This is a genomic window from Rhodovarius crocodyli (assembly GCF_004005855.1).
Classification (GTDB): Bacteria; Pseudomonadota; Alphaproteobacteria; order Acetobacterales; family Acetobacteraceae; genus Rhodovarius; species Rhodovarius crocodyli.
Map to the genome: position 1 here is coordinate 496,567 of NZ_SACL01000003.1, position 14,408 is coordinate 510,974.

The window sequence follows — 14,408 nt, forward strand, 5'->3', positions numbered from 1 at the left end:
GTATGCGTCGTATGGCCGTGCTGATGATCGCGCTGGGGTTGTGCTGGCAGCCGGCCTTCGCCCAGACGCGCGTGGTGGTGCCGGAAGGCAGCCGGGTGGTCGTGCCCTCTCGCGGGGCGGGGCAGATGCCGCGCGCGACCGCCCGCCGCGCGCCCAGCGCCGCCCAAGGTGAACCCTGGGGGCGCGGCACAAGCCGCAGCGCCGGACGCTTCAGCGAGGATGAAGGGTTTTCGCTGGGCGGCACCGGCCTGGCCGTGCCGTTGGCCATTCTGCCGTTGGCCGCCGCAGCGGCATTGGGGGCCACGCTGCCAGGCGGCGGCGGCGGGACCTCGGCGCCGGCCAGGACGCGGTGAGATAGTCAGGGGCGTTGCCCCCGACACCCCGGGCCAGGGGCTCTGCCCCCGGCACCCCCGCCAGGAGATAATATCTCCTGGACCTGATATCAGTTTGGCGCCCGACCATCGCAGGTGGGGCGTCATTTTTATAATATTATTCAACGTTGTCAGGGTCTGGAGCCAACTCCCCGGGGTCCAGGGCCGCTACGGTCCTGGCGGGGGTCCAGGGGGCAGAGCCCCCTGGTGGGGGGCGGCCCCCGCACTCACCCCGCCAACCCGGCCAGCAGCGGCCGCCACTTCGCGACTTCCGTGGCGATCATCCCCTCCAGTGCCGCCGCGTCGCCCCCCAGCGCGAAGGTGCCCTGCTGCGCCAGTCGCTGCCGCAGCGTGGCGCTGGCCAGCGCCGTCCCGAAGGCCTCGCGCAGCTTGTCGCGCACGGGCTGGGGCGTCGCGCGCGGCACCAGCAGCGCGGAAAGCGAGCCGTTCTCAAGCTCGGCCATCCCCGCTTCCTTGCTGCTCGGCACGTTGGGCAGCAGATCCAGGCGTTCGGGCGCGGCAGCCACCAGCCCCACCAGCGTGCCCGCGCGGATGTGCTCGACCACCACGGCCGTGGCCTCGGCCGTCACGTCCACCTCGCCGCTCAGCACCGCCTGCACGCCGGCCGCGCCCGAGCGATAGTGCACGGGCGTGAAGCGCGCGCCGGACAGGGACTGCAGCAGCACCATGGTCTGGTGAGGGGAGGTGCCGACCCCCGCCGTGCTCCAGGTCATCTCGCCATTGCGCTGACGGGCGCGGGCCACGAAGCCCGCAAGGTCCGTCACGCCCAGCTGCGGGCGGACCACCAGCACATGCGGGGTGGAGGCGAGCGGCAGCACCGGCGCCAGTTCCTTCGCCGTGTCGGCGACGGAACCGCCCATCATCACCGCGTTGATGGCGAACAGCGACGGGCCGCCGAACAGCAGGGTGTAGCCGTCGGGCGTGGCGCGGGCGGCGGCCTCGGCGGCGATGGTGCCGCCGGCGCCCGTGCGGTTCTCCACGATGATGGACTGGCCGATGGCCTGGCCGGCGGCCTCCGCCACCAGGCGGGCCACCAGGTCACTGATGCCGCCGGCGCCGAAGCCCACGATCAGGCGCAGCGGGCGGGTGGGATAGGCCTGGGCGAAGGCCGGGCCGGCGAGCGGCAAGGCCGAGGCAGCGAGCAGGGCGCGGCGGGCGATGAGGGTCATGGCAGGGTTCCCGGTCGATGATGGGCCAAGCCTAGACATCATGTTGCCCAAGGGGATTTCCGATTTCTCCGCCAAATGGCATTGATACGCCGTGTGTTGCCCATCATGATGGACTCTGTAGGCAACTTGTTGCCCAAACTGGAAGCAGAACCGATGCCCACTGAAATCAGCTGGACCGGACAGGTCGAGCACCTGCACATTACCGCCCGCGCCTTCCTGCCCATGCAGCCGCAGCAGCAGATCAAGCTGATCGCCGGGGAGGGGATCGAGGGCGATCGCTACCGGATCGGCGTCGAGCAGGGCTTCTATTCCGAGAAGCCCGAGGAAGGCCGCCAGGTCACGCTGTTCGAGGCCGAGGTGCTGGAAACCATCCTGCGCGACTACAAGATCGAGCTGCTGCCGGTGGAGCATCGCCGCAACATCACCACGCGCGGCGTGCCGCTGAACTGGCTGGTGGGCAAGCGCTTCCACATCGGGGAATGCCTGGTGGAGGCCACGCGGCTTTCCGTGCCCTGCCGCCACATCGAGGAGATCCTGGAAAAGCAGGTCTTCAACTCGATGGTCCATCGCTCCGGCCTGAACTGTCGCATCCTGGAAGGCGGCACGGTGCGCATCGGCGACAGCATCCGCCCGGCCTGAGCCTGTGCCCCGCCACATCACCCTGACGGTCGCCGAGGCCCGCGAGGCCGGGCCCGGCATCCGCCACCTGACGCTGCGGGACCCGGATGGCTGGCCGCTGCCGAAGGTGCGGCCGGGCGCGCATCTGGACCTTCAGGTGCCGGGGCTGGGCGGGCGTTCCTACAGCCTGTGTGGCGACCCGCTCGTCGCCGATGCCTGGGAAGTGGCGGTGAAGCTGGAGCCGCAGTCGCGCGGCGGCAGCGCCTGGGTGCATGGGCTGGAGCAGGGCGCGACCGTCGAGGCCGCCATGCCCCGCTGCACCTTTCCCCTGGCGGCGGAGGCCACGCGGCATGTGATGATCGCGGGCGGCATCGGCGTGACACCCTTCCTGGCCATGGCGCCGGTGCTGGAGCGCCAGGGCGCGGACTGGCACCTGCATGTGCTGTATCGCGCCGGCCAGCCCTGCCCGCAGGCGCTGGCGCCCTGGATCGCGGCCGGGCGCGTCACCTGCCACGACAGCACCCGTGCCAGGCGCCCCGATCTGGCGGCGCTGCTGGGCGCGCACATGCCCGGCCTGCAGGCCTATTGCTGCGGTCCGTTGGCGATGCTGGAGGGTTTCGAGGCCGCCACCGCCGCCTGGCCCGAGGGCAGCGCGCGCATCGAGCATTTCACCCCGCCCCCGCTTCCCTCCGACCCCTCCGCCCGGCCATACAGGCTTGAGCTGGCGCGCAGCGGCGTGTCGGACGAGGTGGAGGCGGGCGGCAGCCTGCTGGCGGCCCTGCGCGCCCTGGGCGCCAAGGTCGATGCCTCCTGCGAGGGCGGCATCTGCGGCGCCTGCGAGATCCGCTGGCTGGAGGGCGAACCGGTGCATCGCGACCTGATCCTGACCCCGGAGCGCCGGAAAACCCACCTGATGGCCTGCGTCGCGCAATGCGCCTCGGACCGGCTGGTGGTCGAGCTGTGATAGCCGATAGGGCCGAAGACCCCCGCAGCGGCCTGGGCGCCCGGCTGCGTGCCCTGCGCCAGGCCGCCGGCATGACGCTGGACACGCTGGCCGAGGCCGCGAAGCTGGACAAGGGCTACCTCTCGCGCGTTGAGCGGGGGCAGAAATCGCCCTCCATCGCCACCGTGCTGCGCCTGTCAGAGGCGCTGTCCGTGCCGGTGGGCGAGCTGTTCGGTGAGCGCGTGGCCGAGCACGCCGTGCGCGTGACCCGCAAGGCCGAGCGCGTGACCACCGTGCCCGACGCCGGTTCCCACTTCGAGGCGTTGAGCCGCGCCGGCAGCGCGCTGGAAGCCTTCATCCTGTACCCGCCCGCCGAGTTCCGCCCACCCGCCGCGGCCTCCGCCCATTCCGGCGAGGAACTGCTGCTGGTGCTGAGCGGGACGATCGAGATGCGCTTCGCCGATCGGGGCTTCGTGCTGGAAACCGGGGATTGCGCGCAGTTTCCGGGGCATCTGCAGCACCGGATCAGGCAGGTGGGTGAGGTGCGGGCCTCGGCGCTGGTGGCGGTGGCCAGGGGGTGAGGCCGGGGGCGTTGCCCCCAGACCCCGACCAAGGGGCTCTGCCCCTTGGATCCCCGCCAGGACCGTAGCGGCCCTGGACCCCGGGGAGTTGGCGCCACACCCCGATAGCCTTGATTATTATAATAAAATTGGCGCCCAGCCTGCGAGGGTGGGCGCCAAACTCCTATCAGGTCCAGGAGATATTATCTCCTGGCGGGGAGTTTGAGGGGCAGAGCCCCTCAATGGGGCTCCGGGAGCAACGCCCCCGTCTTTCACCCGCCCAGCCGCTCCAGCACACCCTTCTCCATCCCCAGCTTCTCGCCCAGCGCGCGCTTGCGCTCGTGCATTTCCTCCAGCACTTCGGGCTTCGCGCGGGTCACGAAATCGGCGTTGGCCAGGCGGGCCTCGGTGGAGGCCAGGTCCTTTTCCAGCTTCTCGATATCCTTGCGCTTGGCCTTGCTGGCGCCGGCGACGTCGATGGGGGCGCCCACGCTGATCAGGTACAGCGCGCCGCCATGCACCATCTGGGCGCATTGGGCGGCGTCGCCGGTCGCGGCGTCGCCCAGCGTCACCTTGGCCAGCCGCGCGATGGCGCCCGCATTGCCGCCGGCCTGGGCCAGCAGGCCGGGGCCGGAGATGGGCAGGGTGGCGCCCAGCCAGGCCTTGGCATTCGCCGGGTCCAGCCGGGCGAATTCGCCGCGGGTGGCGCGGATGTCCTCGATGAAGCCGATGGCCCAGTCGATGCCGCCGGCGTTCAGGTCCTCGGTCGCGAAGGCCGGCACGGCGGGCCATTCGGCGGTGACGAGGCCGACCGCGTCGCCATAGCCCAGCTTCTCCCACAGCTCCGCCGTGATGTAGGGCATGACGGGGTGCAGCAGCTTCAGGATGGTGCCCAGAGCATACTGCGCGGCCCCCTTCACCTGCGCCTGTTCGTCGGTGGCCTCACCGGAAAGCGTGGGCTTGGCCAGCTCGATGAACCAGTCGCAGAAGGTGCCCCAGGTGAAGGCATAGGCGCCGCTGGCGTAGTCGTCGAAGCGGAAGGCCTCGATGGAGGCGGCGGCCGAGGCCACGGCGGCGTCGGTCTTCTCCAGGATCCAGCGGGCGAGCGGCGCCGTCGCGTCCTCGCGCTTCCAGGCCGGGTCGGGCGCGATGCCGTTCATTTCCAGGAAGCGCGCGGCGTTCCAGATCTTGGTGGCGAAGGCGCGGTAGCCTTCCATGCGCTGCTTCGCCAGCTTGATGTCGCGGCCGGGGCTGGCCAGCGCGCAGAGCGTGAAGCGCACCGCATCGGCGCCATAGGCGTCGATCAGCTCCAGGGGGTCCATCACGTTCCCCTTGGACTTGCTCATCTTCTGGCCCTTCTCGTCGCGGACCAGGCCATGGATGACCACGGTGGAGAAGGGGGCGACGCCCGTGCAGTACTCGCCCATCATCATCATCCGGGCGACCCAGAAGAAGATGATGTCGAAGCCCGTGACCAGCACATTGGTCGGGTAGTGCTTGTCCAGCGCCGGCGTCTGCTCCGGCCAGCCCAGCGTGCTGAACGGCCACAGGGCGGAGCTGAACCAGGTGTCCAGCACGTCCGGGTCGCGGGTCAGGGCCACGCCCGCGCCGGCCAGCTCCTGCGCCTCGGCCTCGGAGCGGGCCACGAACACCTGGCCGTCCGGCGCGTACCAGGCCGGGATCTGGTGGCCCCACCACAGCTGGCGGGAGACGCACCAGGGCTGGATGTCGCGCATCCAGGCGAAGAAGGTGTTTTCGAACAGCTTGGGCTCGAACTTCACCCGGCCGGTTTCCACGGCCTCGATAGGCTTCTGGGCAAGGGTGGCGGCGTCCACATACCACTGCATGGTCAGGCGCGGCTCGATCGGCACGCCGGAGCGGTCGCCATGCGGCACCTGGTGGGTGTGGGGCTCGACCAGCACCAGCGCCTCGGTGGCTTCCAGCTCGGCCACGATGCGCTTGCGGGCCTCGAAGCGATCCAGCCCGTCCAGGCTGTTCAGGAAGTCGCTGCCGCGGCCGATTTCCGCCAGCGTCACCCGGCCTTCGGCATCCAGCATGCTGGGGCTGCCGAGGCTGTGGCGGCGGCCCACCTCGAAATCGTTGAAGTCATGCGCGGGGGTGATCTTCACGGCGCCCGTGCCCTTTTCCGGGTCGGAATAGGCATCGGCCACGATGGGGATGCGCCGGCCGGTGATGGGCAGGATGACGTGCTTGCCGACGAGGGCTGCGTAGCGCTCGTCCTCCGGGTGCACGGCCACGGCCGTGTCGGCCAGCATGGTCTCGGGGCGGGTGGTGGCGACCACGATCTCGCCGCCACCCTCGACCGGGTAGCGGATGTGCCACAGGCTGCCCTTCACCTCGCGGCTCTCGACCTCGAGGTCGGAAATCGCGGTCTGGAACACCGGGTCCCAGTTCACCAGCCGCGTGTCGCGATAGATCAGCCCGTCGCGGTGCAGGCGCACGAACACCTCGATGACGGCCTTGGACAGCCCCTCATCCATCGTGAAGCGTTCACGCGGCCAATCCACGCTGGCGCCCAGGCGGCGCAGCTGGCGGGTGATGGTGCCGCCGCTCTCGGCCTTCCAGGCCCAGACGCGGCGCAGGAACTCCTCGCGGCCCAGTTCACGCCGGCCGGGCTGCTGGGTCTGCGCCAGCTGGCGCTCCACCACCATCTGGGTCGCGATGCCGGCATGGTCGGTGCCGGGCATCCACAGCGTGTCGTCGCCCTTCATGCGGTGGTAGCGCACCATCACGTCCTGCAGCGTGTTGTTCAGCGCGTGGCCGATGTGCAGGCTGCCGGTGACGTTGGGCGGCGGGATGACGATGGTGAAGGGGTCGGCCTTCTCCCGCCCGGGCTGGCCGGCGTTGAAGCAGCCGGAGGCCTCCCAGCGCTCATACAGCGCGGTTTCGAAGCTGGTAGGGTCGAAGGTCTTGTCGAGCATGGGGCGTAACATCATCGCCCGGGGGGTGTGGTCAAGGGGCAGGGGCTTCACAGGCAGCATGCCGGCCCTAGGCTGGCTGCATGAAGCTCCTCATCACCCAGCCCGCCCTGGCCGAGGTCGGCAGCCTGCCGCCCGGCGTCGAGCCCATGATCTATGACCAGCACAACCCGCCCAGCGGCTTCGACGCGGCCTTCCTGTCGCGTGAGCTGTTCTCCGGCGGGTCGCGCGATGCGCCGCCGCCGGCCTGGCGGATTTTCATGGAGGCGGTGGCGGCGAACCAGGGGCTGCAATGGCTGCAGATCCATTCGGCGGGCGCCGACCGGCCGATCTACAGGGAGCTGGTGGCGCGCGGGGTGAAGGTGACGACTTCGGCCGGCGCGAATGCGGTGGCCGTGGCGCAATCGGCGGTCGCGATGCTGATGGGGCTGTCGCGCGGCCTTCCCGCCTGGATCGAGGCGCAGAACGCCCGCCGCTGGTCGCCGGCGAAGCTGCCCTTCCCGGCGGACCTGCAGGGCAGCCGGGCGACCGTGGTGGGCATGGGGCCGGTGGGCAATGAGATCGGGCGGCTGCTGGCGGCGGTGGGGCTTGAGGTGCGCGGCCTGTCGCGCAGCGCCCGCGCCACCCCGCCCGAGGGCTTCATCAGCGCGGGGGTATACGCCGACCTGGCCGGGCTGCTGCCGCAGACGGACTGGCTGGTGCTGGCCTGCCCGCTGGCGGATGCGACGCGCGGGCTGCTGGGCGAGGCGCAGCTGGCCGCGCTGCCGAAGGGGGCGGGGCTGGTGAATGTGTCCCGTGGCGGCGTGGCGGATGAGGCGGCGGTGCGGGCGGCGCTGGAGAGCGGCCAGCTGATGGGCGCCTATATGGACGTGTTCACCCAGGAACCCCTGCCGCCGGACAGCCCGTGGTGGGGGACGAAGAACACCATCATCTCCTCCCACGCCGCGGGACCCGCGGCGGGGAACATGATGCGGGCCGCGCGGCTGTTCCGGGACAATCTGGACCGGTTCATGGCGGGGGAGCGGTTGGTGAACGAGGTGGGTTAGAAGACGAAGGCGGTGTCGGGGGGCGGCGCCGTCAGCCCTTGCAGCAGCAGCCCGCCGGTGCCGTAGCTGACCAGGGTATCCGAACCCTCGACCAACACCTGCACGGCGTCGCGCCCGATGCCGAGGCTGGAGAAGTCGACGCGGTCACCCTCGGCGGCGTTGAAGTCGAGCACAGTGGCCCGGTCGGCCAGCGAGCCGAGCCTGATGGTGTCGCCGCCGCCGCCTCCGCGGATGGTTCCGCCCTCCGTGCCGATCACGAACGCATCCGCGTAATCGGAGCCGTACATGTCGGTCCGTGCGCCGCCTGCGATCAGAGTCGAAGCCAGCAGGGCGTTGGCCACCAGTGCAACAGCCGTCTGGCCGCCGCAGAGCAAGGTGGCCGTCTCGGTCAGGTAGGCTTCCTCGATATGGTCGCCGACAGTCCAGCCATCGACCGTTGCCCACGCACGGTCGATGCCTTGGCCGCCCTCGACGTCAGTGGCGGAACTCAGCGCGTTCCTGATGATGTAGATGTCGGCGGAGGCGCCGCCGGTCATGGTGGTGACGCCGCTGCCGCTCTGGAAGACGTTGCTGCCGGCGCCGCCCTTGAAGACGTCGGTCCCCCCCTGGCCCCAGAATGTCGTGGTCGCCTGCTTGAAGGAGGTGATCTCGGCACCCAGCGAGTTGGAGACCACTTCGATATCACCTTCACCGCTGAGGTAAGCCACCTTCGCGCTGCCGATCAGGTACGCCAGTTCGACATTGCCGTGCACCTGGGTGGTGTACGCATTCAGCCAGGCGGTGTCGTACCCCTCGCCGGGCCTTTCGACGATCTCCGCCAAGGCGCCATTGAGGATGTAGACGTCATCCCCGATCCCGCCGGCCAGGGTCGAGCGGAAGATGCCCGAATGCAACGTGTCGTTCCCGGCACCGCCGTTGAGTTGCTCGCCGCTGACCGACATGCCCCAGAGCGTGTCGTCGCCTTCACCGCCATTCAGGTTGGAAGCGTAGCTCCGGTTCGCGACCAGCACGTCGTTGCCATCGCTGCCTGTCACGGAGGTTGCCAGGCCAGTGAGATAGACCGTCTCGATGTGATGGCCGGAGGTCCAACCGCTGACGGTCACCCAGGCCGTGTCATTGCCCTCTTCAGGCTGCTCCACGATGACCGCATCTGCCTTGTTGACGACATAGCGGTCGTCGCCGGCACCGCCGACCATTGTCGCTACCGCGGCGGCGGAGGAGATCATCAGGTCGTCGCCATCGCCGCCTTCGAGCAACTCCGTGCCGCCCATCCCGATGCCCCACAGCGTGTCGTCGCCGCCATGCCCCTGCAGGTGCGAACTGATCAGGCGATTGCTGACGAGGATGTCGTTTCCGTCGCTGCCTTGCAGAGAATTGGCACCCTCCCGCAGGTACGCGGCCTCGACATGGGCGGACACGACCCAGCCATTGACCGTGACGTAGGCGCTGTCGTTACCTTCTCCCGGGTTCTCGATGATCCGGTCGTCCGAGTCGTTGATCAGATAGCGGTCGTCGCCCAGCCCGCCGCGCAGTTCGTCACCGGCACCCGTGCCATGCAGCGAATCGTTCCCATCGGTCGGGCCGGCGCCGGGGCCGGCGTAGGCGACCACCGGCGGCGCGGTGGCGGCATCCGCCGCTACGCCTTCGATCCACTGCATGCCGTCCCAGCTGAACACCCGTGCCGAATTATCCAGCGGGCCGCCGACAACCGCGCTCCGGCCATTGGCGCTCAGCGCGACCGAGGTGCCGAAGCCCGCTCCCGCCGTGCCGTTCGCCGGGGTGAGGAAGCCGCGCTCGATCCAGGCGCCGCCGTTCCAGTCGAAGACGCGCGCCGAACCTTGGTTCGCCTTGCCATTCACATCGTCGCCGCTGGCGCCGACCAGGATCGTCATCCCGTTCGCGCTAATGGAGACCGCGCCGCCGAAACCGTCACCGGCCTCACCGTCCGCCACCAGCGGCGGATATCCCCTCGGGATCCAGGCACTGCCGTTCCAGTCCAGCACCTGAACCGAGCCGTGCCCTGCCTTGTTGTCCACCATTTGCCCCGGAGCCCCGGCCAGGATGGTGCGGCCATCAGGCGTCATCGCCACGGCAGAGCCGAAACGCGCATCCTCACCCCCTATGAGGGCAGGTATGTAGGATCCCTGGATGATCCAGGCGCTGCCGTTCCAGGCATAGGCATACAGGACGCCCACGTCGGCGCTCCCTGACGACGAGTACTTTCCTGGCGCGCCCAGAACGATGAGATTCCCATCGCTGCTCATGGTCACGGAAGCACCGATCTCCTCGCCGCCGAAGGCGCCGGACGGGTAGATGATCGGCCCGCGCTGGACCCATTCGGTGCCGTTCCAGTCAAAGACCCTGGCCGATCCGCGCTGCGCCGAACGTCCCGAATCATCCGCCGCGCCGATCACCACGGTATTGCCGTCCGGGCTCATGGCGACCGCTTCACCGAAATGGTCGCCGACGTCGGCGTCGGATGCGATCAGCGGGCCGCCGCGCTGCACCCAGGCGCTTCCGTTCCAGTCGAACACCCGCGCCGAGCCCTGGTCGCGCACGGTGACATCATTCTGGCCACCGCCGATAATCGCGGTGCGCCCATCGGCGCTAATCGCCACGGCTTCGCCGAAGTGATCGGTGGCCCTGCCATCCGTGGGTGTCAGCGGGTCACCGCGCTGGACCCAGGCCAGGCCGTTCCAGTCGAACACCCTGGCGGACCCCTGGTCGGTCTTCGTCCCGATATCGTCCAGATATCCGCCGACAATGGCGGTCAGGCCATCCTCACTGAGATCGACCGCATAGCCGAAGCGGTCGCCGAAGCGGAAATCAGAGGCCACCAGAACTGATGCGGACACGTAAACCTCAGTGATCTTCTTACCAGATGTTAACACATCCGTGAGCGCCCCCTATCATCAATCCGCATGAAATCCGCCCTTGCCACCCCATCTGCGTATGGCCATCCACCCCTTGCCTTCTGCCGCGCACCCCGTTAACCCCCGGAAGCCTGTCGGTCCGCCCGGCCCAGCCCGGAATCCGGGCAACGCCAGCCCGGCCCCGGCCGACGAAACAGTTTCAGCGCCCCGCATGCGGGGCAGCCAATGGAGAGCAGGACATGAGCGAAGTCGCCGACAAGGTTAAGAAGATCGTGGTCGAGCACCTGGGCGTGGAAGAGAGCAAGGTGACGGAAACCGCCTCCTTCATCGACGACCTGGGCGCCGACAGCCTCGACACCGTCGAGCTGGTGATGGCCTTCGAGGAGGCCTTCGGCGTGGAGATCCCCGACGACGCCGCCGAGAAGATCGCCACCGTGAAGGACGCGATCGACTTCATCGAGAAGCAGAAGGCCGCCTGAAGAGCGGTCGGCCGGGAGTAACGCCTCAGTGTTCGCACCAGGTTTCGCGCCGCGCCGCGTGGTCGTGACCGGCATGGGAATCGTCAGCCCCCTCGGGCTCGGCGTGGACCATGTCTGGAAGCGCCTCGTGGCAGGCCACAGCGGCATCAGCGCCATTCAGGCTTTCGATGTGAAGGACCTTCCGGCGAAGGTGGCGGGCCAGGTGCCCGCCGGTACCCGCGCCGAGAACGGCTTCGACCCGTCGGAATTCATCCCGGTCAAGGAACAGAAGAAGATGGACCGCTTCATCCAGCTCGCCTACGCGGCGGCTGCTGAAGCGGTCGAGGACAGCGGCTGGATGCCCGAGGATGACGAGGGGCGCGAGCGCACCGGCGTCATGATCGGCAGCGGCATCGGCGGCCTGGAAACCATCCAGGACACCGCGAAGCTGGTGGCCGAAGGCCGCGCCCGCCGCATCTCGCCCTTCTTCATCCCGGCCTCGCTGGTGAACCTGGCCTCCGGCCATGTCTCCATCCGCTATGGCTTCAAGGGCCCGAACCACTCCGCCGTCACGGCCTGCGCCACGGGCGTCCATGCCATCGGCGACGCCGCGCGGCTGGTGTCGCTGGGCGACGCCGACGTGATGGTGGCAGGCGGTGCCGAGGCGGCGATCTGCGAGCTGGGCATCGGCGGCTTCTGCGCCGCCCGTGCGCTCTCCACCGGCTTCAACGATACGCCGACCCAGGCTTCCCGCCCGTGGGACAAGCAGCGCGACGGCTTCGTCATGGGCGAAGGCTCGGGCGTTCTGGTGCTTGAGGAATACGAGCACGCGAAGGCCCGCGGCGCGAAGATCTACGCCGAGGTCGTGGGCTACGGCATGTCCGGCGACGCCTATCACATCACCTCCCCGTCCGAGACCGGCGACGGCGCCTTCCGCTCCATGCGCAACGCGCTGCGCAGCGCGGGCGTGGGCCCGGAGGGCGTGCAGTACGTCAATGCGCACGGCACCAGCACCCCCATGGGTGACGACCTGGAGCTGGGCGCGGTGGAGCGTCTGTGGGGCGATGCCGGCGCCAAGCTGGCCATGAGCAGCACCAAGTCCGCCACCGGCCACCTGCTGGGCGCGGCCGGCGCGATCGAGGCGATCTTCTCGATCCAGGCGATCCGCACCAACACCGCGCCGCCGACGCTGAACCTGGAGGAGCCGTCGCGTGAGACGGCGATCGACCGGGTGGCGAAGGAAGCGCAGAGCCGTCAGATCGACGTCGTGCTGTCCAACAGCTTCGGCTTCGGCGGCACCAACGCCTCGGTGGTGTTCAAGCGGATCTGAACCCGGAAGCCGCATGCGATTCGACGCCGCCTGGGCCCCGCCCGGCGGCGTTTCGCGTTTCTGGCGGGGTCACATCTTGTTTCGTGGCGCTTCAGGCGCCGGCGGTCCCGGCGGCAGCCACGCCGAGAAGTTCCATCGCGGCGGCGAAGGCTGCGTCCGCGTCCAGTGAACTGGTATCCAGCAGGCGGGCATCCGGGGCGGGCTTCAGCGGCGCCACGGCACGGTTCATGTCCTGCTCGTCACGCGCGCGGATCTCGGCCAGCACCGTGTCGTACTCGGCCGCCTGGCCGCGCCCCTGCATCTCCAGGAAGCGGCGCCGGGCGCGTACCTCCGGGCTCGCTGTGACGAACAGCTTGTGCTCGGCCTGGGGGAACACGACGGTGCCGATGTCCCGCCCGTCCAGCACGGCGCCGTTCTGCGCACCGAAGCGGCGCTGGAAGTCCAGCAGGGCGGCGCGCACGGCAGGGATGGCAGCCACCGCGCTGGCGGCGCGATCGGCCTCAGGCCCGCGCAGATCGCCACGGGCGGTGTCTGCGGCCGTCAGGCCCAGGGCGGCGGCCTCCGCGGCGGCGGGGTCGGCAGGGTCGGCACCCGTGTCCAGCACGCGGCGGCCCACGGCGCGGTACAGCAGGCCGGTGTCCAGGTAGGGCAGCCCCAGCTCGGCGGCGAGGCGGCGCGCCAGCGTGCCCTTGCCGGCGGCGGCAGGGCCGTCCACCGCGATGACGGGCGGGCGGCTCACGCCGTCACCATCACGTCCGCGCCGGCGGCCCGGTTCATCAGGGCGGCGAAGCCCGGGAAGCTGGTATCGATGAAGGCGCCGTCGTCCACTGCCATGCCCTTCTGTGCCGCCAGGCCCAGCACCAGGCCGGACATGGCGATGCGGTGATCCATATGCGTCACCACCGTGCCACCGCCCGGTATGGCGCCGCCATCAACGATCATGTCATCCCCCTCGATGCGCACGGCCACGCCCGCCGCCTGCAGCAGGGCGGCGGTGGCGGAGAGCCGGTCGCTCTCCTTCACGCGCAGCTCATGCAGGCCCTGCATGCGGGTGGTGCCGCGCGCGGCGGCGGCGGCCACGGCCAGGATGGGATACTCGTCGATCATCGAGGGCGCGCGTTCCGCCGGCACGGCGATGCCGGTCAGCTCCCGGTGCTCCACCAGCAGGTCGCCCACCGGCTCCCCGCCCTCAAGGCGCGGGTTCTGGATGACGATGCCGGCGCCCATGTCGTTCAGCGTCTCGAAGATGCCGGCGCGCAGCGGGTTCAGGCCCACATGCTCGATCACCACCTTGCTGCCGGGCACCAGAAGCGCCGCCACGGCCAGGAAGGCGGCGGAGGAGGGGTCGCCCGGCACCACCACGGGGGCGGCCGTCAGCTCCGGCTGGCCCACCAGTTCGATCACCCGCCCGCGGCCTTCCTTCGCCACATGCACGGTGGCGCCGAAATGGCGCAGCATGTTCTCGGTGTGGTCGCGGGTGGCCTCGTGCTCCACCACGCGGGTGGTGCCGCGCGCGGAAAGCCCGGCCAGCAGACAGGCCGACTTCACCTGGGCCGAAGCCACGGGCAGCGTGTAGTCCAGCGGCAGGGGCGTGGCGGCCCCCTTCACGGCCAGGGGCAGCCGCCCGCCCTCACGGAACCAGAACTCGGCGCCGGTGGCGGCCAGCGGGTCGGTCACGCGCTTCATGGGGCGGCGCCGCAGGGAGGCATCGCCCGTCATGACCGCGAAGATGGGGTGGCCCGCCAGCAGGCCGCAGATGAGCCGCGCGGCGGTGCCGGAATTGCCCATGTCCAGCACGTCGGCCGGTTCCGTCAGCCCGCCGATGCCGCGCCCGGCCACGCGCCAGCGGCCGGTGCCCAGGTGTTCCACGGTGGCGCCCAGCAGGCGCATGGCGGCCGCCGTGCGCAGCACGTCCTCGCCTTCCAGCAGTCCCTCGATCTCTGTCGTGCCGATCGCGAGCGCGCCGAACATCAGCGCGCGGTGGGAAATCGACTTGTCGCCGGCCACGCGAAAGCGGCCGGTCAGCGGATTTTGCGGGGGTGCTGCGCGCAGCGGGCGGGGTTCTGAACTGGACGTCATG

The 14,408-nt window shown here is 69.9% G+C and carries 12 protein-coding genes; 7 read left to right on the forward strand and 5 right to left on the reverse strand.

Features of this window, described 5'->3' with window-relative positions; genetic code table 11:
- Nucleotides 1-2 precede the first annotated feature (2 nt).
- On the forward strand, nucleotides 3-353 hold the full coding sequence (locus tag EOD42_RS11545) for a hypothetical protein (protein ID WP_127787667.1): 351 nt from the start codon (nucleotides 3-5) through the stop codon (nucleotides 351-353).
- A gap of 245 nt (nucleotides 354-598) precedes the next feature.
- Here EOD42_RS11545 and EOD42_RS11550 read toward each other — a convergent pair whose 3' ends face one another.
- A complete protein-coding gene (locus tag EOD42_RS11550; RefSeq protein WP_164867892.1) occupies nucleotides 599-1,561 on the reverse strand; it encodes a Bug family tripartite tricarboxylate transporter substrate binding protein in 963 nt (320 codons plus the stop codon).
- Between the two features lie 153 nt (nucleotides 1,562-1,714).
- Between EOD42_RS11550 and EOD42_RS11555 the strand changes: the two genes are divergently transcribed.
- Genes EOD42_RS11555 through EOD42_RS11565 form a run of 3 tightly spaced genes read left to right on the forward strand, consistent with a single transcriptional unit; the run spans nucleotide 1,715 to nucleotide 3,703 of the window.
- Nucleotides 1,715-2,200, forward strand: a complete 486-nt coding sequence (locus EOD42_RS11555) for an MOSC domain-containing protein (RefSeq protein WP_127787669.1) — start codon at nucleotides 1,715-1,717, stop codon at nucleotides 2,198-2,200.
- 4 nt (nucleotides 2,201-2,204) lie between these two features.
- Nucleotides 2,205-3,143 carry a PDR/VanB family oxidoreductase gene (locus EOD42_RS11560; RefSeq protein WP_127787670.1) on the forward strand — a complete coding sequence of 313 codons (939 nt, stop codon included), beginning with the start codon at nucleotides 2,205-2,207 and terminating at the stop codon, nucleotides 3,141-3,143.
- Nucleotides 3,140-3,703, forward strand: a complete 564-nt coding sequence (locus EOD42_RS11565) for a helix-turn-helix domain-containing protein (RefSeq protein ID WP_164867893.1) — start codon at nucleotides 3,140-3,142, stop codon at nucleotides 3,701-3,703. The genes EOD42_RS11560 and EOD42_RS11565 overlap by 4 nt, the downstream gene beginning before the upstream one ends.
- Before the next feature lie 251 nt (nucleotides 3,704-3,954).
- On the opposite strand, the gene EOD42_RS11570 is transcribed toward EOD42_RS11565, so the two are convergent.
- A complete protein-coding gene (locus tag EOD42_RS11570) occupies nucleotides 3,955-6,624 on the reverse strand; it encodes a valine--tRNA ligase (protein WP_127787672.1) in 2,670 nt (889 codons plus the stop codon).
- An 80-nt stretch (nucleotides 6,625-6,704) separates the two neighbouring features.
- Here EOD42_RS11570 and EOD42_RS11575 point away from each other — a divergent pair, with 80 nt between their 5' ends.
- Nucleotides 6,705-7,667, forward strand: coding sequence for an NAD(P)-dependent oxidoreductase (locus EOD42_RS11575; protein WP_127787673.1), 963 nt, complete (start codon nucleotides 6,705-6,707; stop codon nucleotides 7,665-7,667).
- Here the strand turns inward: EOD42_RS11575 and EOD42_RS11580 are convergent.
- Nucleotides 7,664-10,522 (reverse strand): WD40 repeat domain-containing protein, encoded by a 2,859-nt coding sequence (locus tag EOD42_RS11580; RefSeq protein WP_164867894.1) that lies wholly within the window; start codon nucleotides 10,520-10,522, stop codon nucleotides 7,664-7,666. The two genes, EOD42_RS11575 and EOD42_RS11580, sit on opposite strands and share 4 nt — an antisense overlap.
- Nucleotides 10,523-10,779: 257 nt before the next feature.
- Between EOD42_RS11580 and EOD42_RS11585 the strand changes: the two genes are divergently transcribed.
- Both EOD42_RS11585 and fabF read left to right on the forward strand, forming a co-directional pair.
- Nucleotides 10,780-11,019: an acyl carrier protein gene (locus EOD42_RS11585; protein WP_127787675.1), complete on the forward strand. Its 240-nt coding sequence runs from the start codon at nucleotides 10,780-10,782 to the stop codon at nucleotides 11,017-11,019.
- A 28-nt stretch (nucleotides 11,020-11,047) separates the two neighbouring features.
- Nucleotides 11,048-12,328 carry a beta-ketoacyl-ACP synthase II gene (fabF, locus tag EOD42_RS11590; RefSeq protein ID WP_276318140.1) on the forward strand — a complete coding sequence of 427 codons (1,281 nt, stop codon included), beginning with the start codon at nucleotides 11,048-11,050 and terminating at the stop codon, nucleotides 12,326-12,328.
- 91 nt (nucleotides 12,329-12,419) lie between these two features.
- On the opposite strand, the gene cmk is transcribed toward fabF, so the two are convergent.
- Both cmk and aroA read right to left on the reverse strand, forming a co-directional pair.
- Nucleotides 12,420-13,067, reverse strand: a complete 648-nt coding sequence (cmk, locus tag EOD42_RS11595) for a (d)CMP kinase (RefSeq protein ID WP_127787676.1) — start codon at nucleotides 13,065-13,067, stop codon at nucleotides 12,420-12,422.
- Nucleotides 13,064-14,407, reverse strand: coding sequence for a 3-phosphoshikimate 1-carboxyvinyltransferase (aroA, locus tag EOD42_RS11600; RefSeq protein ID WP_127787677.1), 1,344 nt, complete (start codon nucleotides 14,405-14,407; stop codon nucleotides 13,064-13,066). The genes cmk and aroA overlap by 4 nt, the downstream gene beginning before the upstream one ends.
- Nucleotide 14,408: the final 1 nt, after the last annotated feature.